Origin of the sequence: Streptomyces misionensis, from assembly GCF_007896895.1 — a bacterium.
Taxonomy (GTDB): domain Bacteria; phylum Actinomycetota; class Actinomycetes; order Streptomycetales; family Streptomycetaceae; genus Streptomyces; species Streptomyces misionensis_A.
In genome coordinates this window covers 70,158-74,458 of record NZ_VOGW01000041.1, presented here as the reverse complement: position 1 = coordinate 74,458, position 4,301 = coordinate 70,158, and the positions used below count along the sequence as shown (strand labels likewise).

General features: G+C 75.7%; 3 protein-coding genes and 2 pseudogenes. 1 reads left to right on the top strand and 4 read right to left on the bottom strand.

Annotated features, from left to right (window positions below):
* The 4 genes and pseudogenes from FRZ03_RS38875 to FRZ03_RS07420 all read right to left on the bottom strand — a co-directional run.
* Positions 1-227: pseudogene (locus FRZ03_RS38875) on the bottom strand (hypothetical protein); the annotation flags it as partial.
* 169 nt (positions 228-396) lie between these two features.
* Complete coding sequence (locus FRZ03_RS07430; RefSeq protein WP_146464400.1) at positions 397-1,365, bottom strand: D-cysteine desulfhydrase family protein; 969 nt, start codon at positions 1,363-1,365, stop codon at positions 397-399.
* 48 nt (positions 1,366-1,413) lie between these two features.
* Positions 1,414-2,682, bottom strand: a pseudogene (locus FRZ03_RS07425) (VWA domain-containing protein); the annotation flags it as partial.
* Positions 2,679-3,536, bottom strand: a complete 858-nt coding sequence (locus FRZ03_RS07420; protein WP_146464349.1) for an AAA family ATPase — start codon at positions 3,534-3,536, stop codon at positions 2,679-2,681. The gene FRZ03_RS07420 and the pseudogene FRZ03_RS07425, both read right to left, overlap by 4 nt.
* 145 nt (positions 3,537-3,681) lie before the next feature.
* Here FRZ03_RS07420 and FRZ03_RS07415 point away from each other — a divergent pair, with 145 nt between their 5' ends.
* Positions 3,682-4,251, top strand: a complete 570-nt coding sequence (locus FRZ03_RS07415) for a TetR/AcrR family transcriptional regulator (protein ID WP_146464348.1) — start codon at positions 3,682-3,684, stop codon at positions 4,249-4,251.
* Positions 4,252-4,301: the final 50 nt, after the last annotated feature.

The window sequence follows — 4,301 nt, the reverse complement described above, 5'->3', positions numbered from 1 at the left end:
TTGGTGTGGGCCGGGACCGACGGCACGGGCACGGGCGCGGGAGTCGCCGCACGGGCCGGGACCGGGCTCGCCGTGCCGTCGGGCCGGCTCGTGGAGTGGTGGTCGGACTGCGCCGCCTGCGCGGCGACGGTGCCGGTGACGGCGAGGGCCGCGCCCAGCGCGGAGACCCCCAGGGCGGTGCGCAGCTTGCGGGCGCGGCTCGGACGGGGGACACGGTGTGCGGACATTGGGTTCCTTCGTGGTTCGGCTCGGACAACTGGTCGAAGTGGAGGCCTCCACCCCGACAGACGTCCGACCCCGTTCGAGGTTGCGGGTGCCGGCCTACGAATTTTCCGGCCGCGCCGGCCGCCCTCTCCGTACGCCCCCGGCCGCCACCGGGCGCCCGCTCGGCCCGCGTCAGTACGTGCCCGCGCCCTCCTCCGCGGCCGCCACCGCCTGCGCGTGCCCGAACAGCCCGGGCAGTCCGCCGGTGTGCACGAACACCGTCTTCTCACCGGGCCGCACCGAACCGTCGCGCACCGCCGCGCGGAGTCCGGCCAGCGCCCGGCCCGTGTAGGTCGGGTCCAGGACGATCCCCTCGGTGCGGGCGGCCAGCCGCAGCGCCTCGGCCACCGGGCCGGTCAGCGCCGCGTACCCGGCGCCCACCTGGTCCCGTCGCACCCGCAGCCGCTCCACCGTGACCTCCTCCGCGGTCAGCGGCGTCGCGAACTCCGCCACCGCCGCGGCCGGATCGGCCAGCGCGCCGACGTCCACGCCGAGCACCGAACCGGTGCCGAGCGCGGCGACCAGTCCCGCCATGGTGCCGCCCGAGCCCAGCGCGACCACCGCCGTGCGCACGCCCGGCACCTGCGCGCGCACCTCCTCGCCGCAGCGGACGTAGCCCCGGGCGCCCAGCGTCCCCGACCCGCCGAACGGGATCAGCGCGGGCCGGGCCCCGTCCGCCCGCAGCCGGGCGCACACCTCGGCCGCGGCCGCGTCCAGACCGGCCTGGTCCACCTCGCCCGCCCAGACGAGCCGGGCTCCGAACAGTCCGTCCAGGGCCAGGTTCCCGGACCGCGAGGCGCCGGCCCCGCCGCGCAGCACCAGGACGACGTCCAGCCCCAGCCGGGCGCCCGCGGCGGCGGTCAGCCGGGCGTGGTTGCTCTGCGCGGCGCCCGTGGTCACGAGCGTGTCCGCGCCCTCGGCGAGCGCGGCGCCCACGGTCCACTCCAGCTTGCGGATCTTGTTGCCGCCCCCGCCGAGACCGGTCAGGTCGTCCCGCTTGACCCACAGGTCCTCCGGGCCGAGCCCCAGCGCCTCGGCCAGCCGGGGCGCCGCTTCGACGGGCGTGGGGAAGGTGCCGAGCGGCACGGGCGGGTGCGTCATGGGCGACATCCTCGCGGGAGAAGGGCACGAGCCCTCGTACGGTGACAGCGGTGCGGTGATCAGTCGATCACNCCACTGGCCGGCCGGCTCGGGGTTGAGCCAGTGGACGCGCCGGGCCCGGCGGGCGATCTCGCCGAGCGCGGGCAGGTTCGGGTCGCTCCTGTTGGTGCGGGCGTCACCGAGCACGAACACCGTGGTGCGCGGGCCCACCGCGGCGCCGTACCGCTCCGCGAACTCGCCCAGCGCCGTGCCGTAGTCGCTGCTGCCGTGCCAGCCGGTGAGCGTGGCCTCGGCGCGGATGCGGGCGCCCAGGCCCTCGGGGTCGGCGCGGCCGTGGTCGAGCAGGCCGGTCACCTCGTCCAGCCGGTTGACGAAGGCGAACACGCGGACCTTGCCGAACTGGTCGTGCAGTGCCTGCACCAGCAGCATGGTGAAGTCCGAGAAGCCCGACACCGAGCCGGACACGTCGCACAGCAGCACCAGTTCGGGACGGACCGGGCGGCGCCTGCGCAGCACCGGCCGCATCGGGACCCCGCCCGTGGACAGCGAGGAACGCAGGGTGCGGCGCAGATCGACGGTGCCGCGCGCGGCCCGGCGGCGGCGCGCCGCGAGCCGGGTGGCCAGCTTGCGCGCCAGCGGCTGGACCGTCCTGCGCAACTCGGCCAGTTGGTCGCGGTCGGCGAACAGGAAGTCCACCCGGTCGGCCGTCGGCCGCACGGCCCGGCGCGCGATCTCGTCCCGCCCGCGCCGCTCGGCGACCCGGCGCCGCGCCTCCGCCCCGACCAGCCGCCGGAACTCCTCGATACGGCGCCGGATCTCGTCGTCCAGCAGCCGGTCGGCGAATCCCGCCCGGTCGCCCCCGCCCGCGCGCACATCCGCCCGCACCCGGGCCAGCAGCGTCTGCGGGCGCAGCCGTTCGAGCGTCTGGTACGCGGACCAGCCGTCCGTCCCCGGTGAACTCCCGTATCCGCCGAGGCCGTCGACCGCCTCCTGGGCCAACCGGGCCAGCAGAACCCGGTCGTTGGCCGCGAGGGCCGCGGCCAGCCGGTCGCGCAGGGTCTCGCGGCCCGCCGGCTCACCGCCGGGGCCGCCCACGCCGCGTGGGAAGTAGAGGTCGAAGACCGGGTCGAACACCGCGCGCTGGGCCGTGCCGTGCAGCAGCGTCGCGGCCAGTCCCTCGCGCAGCAGTTCCCGGTCCGCGAACCCCAGCTCCCGCGCCGCGCGGGCCGCGTCCACGCTCTCCCCGGTGCCGATCCGCACCCCGTGCGCGCGCAGCGCCCCGACCAGGCCGGTGATCCGCTCGGCGGCATCCGTCACAGCGCGTCCAGGTCGAGCTTGGCGGCGGCCTTCTGGATGTCGTCCTGGTGCTTGAGGATCACCCCGAGGGTGTCCCGCACGACTCTCTCGTCCAGCGTGTCCGCGCCCAGGGCCAGCAGGGTGCGCGCCCAGTCGACGGTCTCGGCGACGGACGGCGCCTTGCGCAGGTCCATCGCGCGCAGGGCCCCGGCCACCCGCACCAGCGACTCGGTCAGCGCCTCGGACAGCCCCGGCACCTTCAGCCGTACGATCCGCCGCTCCAGCTCCTGCTCGGGGAAGCCGATGTGCAGGAACAGACAGCGGCGGCGCAGCGCCTCGGACAGCTCGCGGCCCGCGTTGGAGGTGAGCACGACGAAGGGGCGGCGGGTCGCGGTGACCGTGCCCAGCTCCGGCACCGTGATCTGGAAGTCGCTGAGCACCTCCAGGAGCAGGCCCTCCATCTCGACGTCGGCCTTGTCGGTCTCGTCGATCAGCAGCACCGTCGGCTCGTCGCCGCGGATGGCGGTCAGCAGCGGGCGGGGGAGCAGGAACTCCTCGCTGAAGATGTCGGTACGGGTCTCGTCCCAGCTCTCGTCGCGGCCCGCGCTGATGCGCAGCAGCTGCTTGGCGTGGTTCCACTCGTACAGCGCCCTGGACTCGTCCACGCCCTCGTAGCACTGGAGCCGCACCAGCCGGGCCCCGGCCACCTGGGCGACGGCCTTCGCCAGTTCGGTCTTGCCCACCCCGGCGGGTCCCTCCACCAGCAGCGGCTTGCCCAGCCGGGCCGCGAGGAACACGGTCGTGGCGACGGCGGGCGAGGCGAGGTAGCCGGTCTCGGCGAGACGGGCGGAGACGTCGTCGACGGACGTGAACAACGGGGCCTCCGGCGGGTCGGGGCGGAGCGTTCGGGCACGGGCTGGAGCGGTTCTATCTAAGCGCTTGTTCAGCCCCTCTGTCATCCGGCTTCCGTGCGATACACCGATCGGTTTCTTCGCCTCCGTGGCGCGGTAACCTCACCGTATGGCCACCATGGACAAGGCATCCTCGCGCGACCGGCTGCTCGACGCGGCCGCCCGGCTCTGCTACCGGGACGGCGTCTCCATCGGCGTCGAGGCGCTCTGCCGGGAGGCCGGGGTCTCCAAGCGGTCGATGTACCAGCTCTTCGGCGGCAAGGACGAGATGCTGGCCGCGAGCCTGGAGCGCCGCGTCCCCGGGTACGACGCCCGGCTCACGCACCCCGATCCGCAGGCGCCGCCGCGCGAGCGCATCCTGTACGTCTTCGAGCGGCTGGAGAAGGACTCCCTGGACGACGACTTCCACGGCTGCCCCTTCCTCGCCGCGCTGGTCGAGCTGAAGGACCCCGGCCACCCCGCGAGCGAGGTCGCCCGCGGCGCCAAGGAGCAGCTGGCGCGGGCGTTCCGGACCGAGGCCGAGCGGGGCGGCGCCCGCGACCCCGAACTGCTCGCCCGCCAGCTGATGCTGGTCTTCGACGGAGCCGGCGCGCGGGCCGGCGCCCGGCTCGAGCACCTGGCCGACGGCCTCGCCACGGCCACCGCCGGCACCCTCCTCGACGCGGCCGGCCTGCGCTAGCGGGGGGCACGACCCGCCGGGACACGGCCACGCCGCCTGCGCCCCTAGCG

Bases quoted from the DNA above. Each gene is read 5' to 3' on its own strand.
- FRZ03_RS07415 (WP_146464348.1), top strand. From the start codon at position 3,682: ATGGCCACCATGGACAAGGCATCCTCGCGCGACCGGCTGCTCGACGCG.
- FRZ03_RS07430 (WP_146464400.1), bottom strand. From the start codon at position 1,365: ATGACGCACCCGCCCGTGCCGCTCGGCACCTTCCCCACGCCCGTCGAA.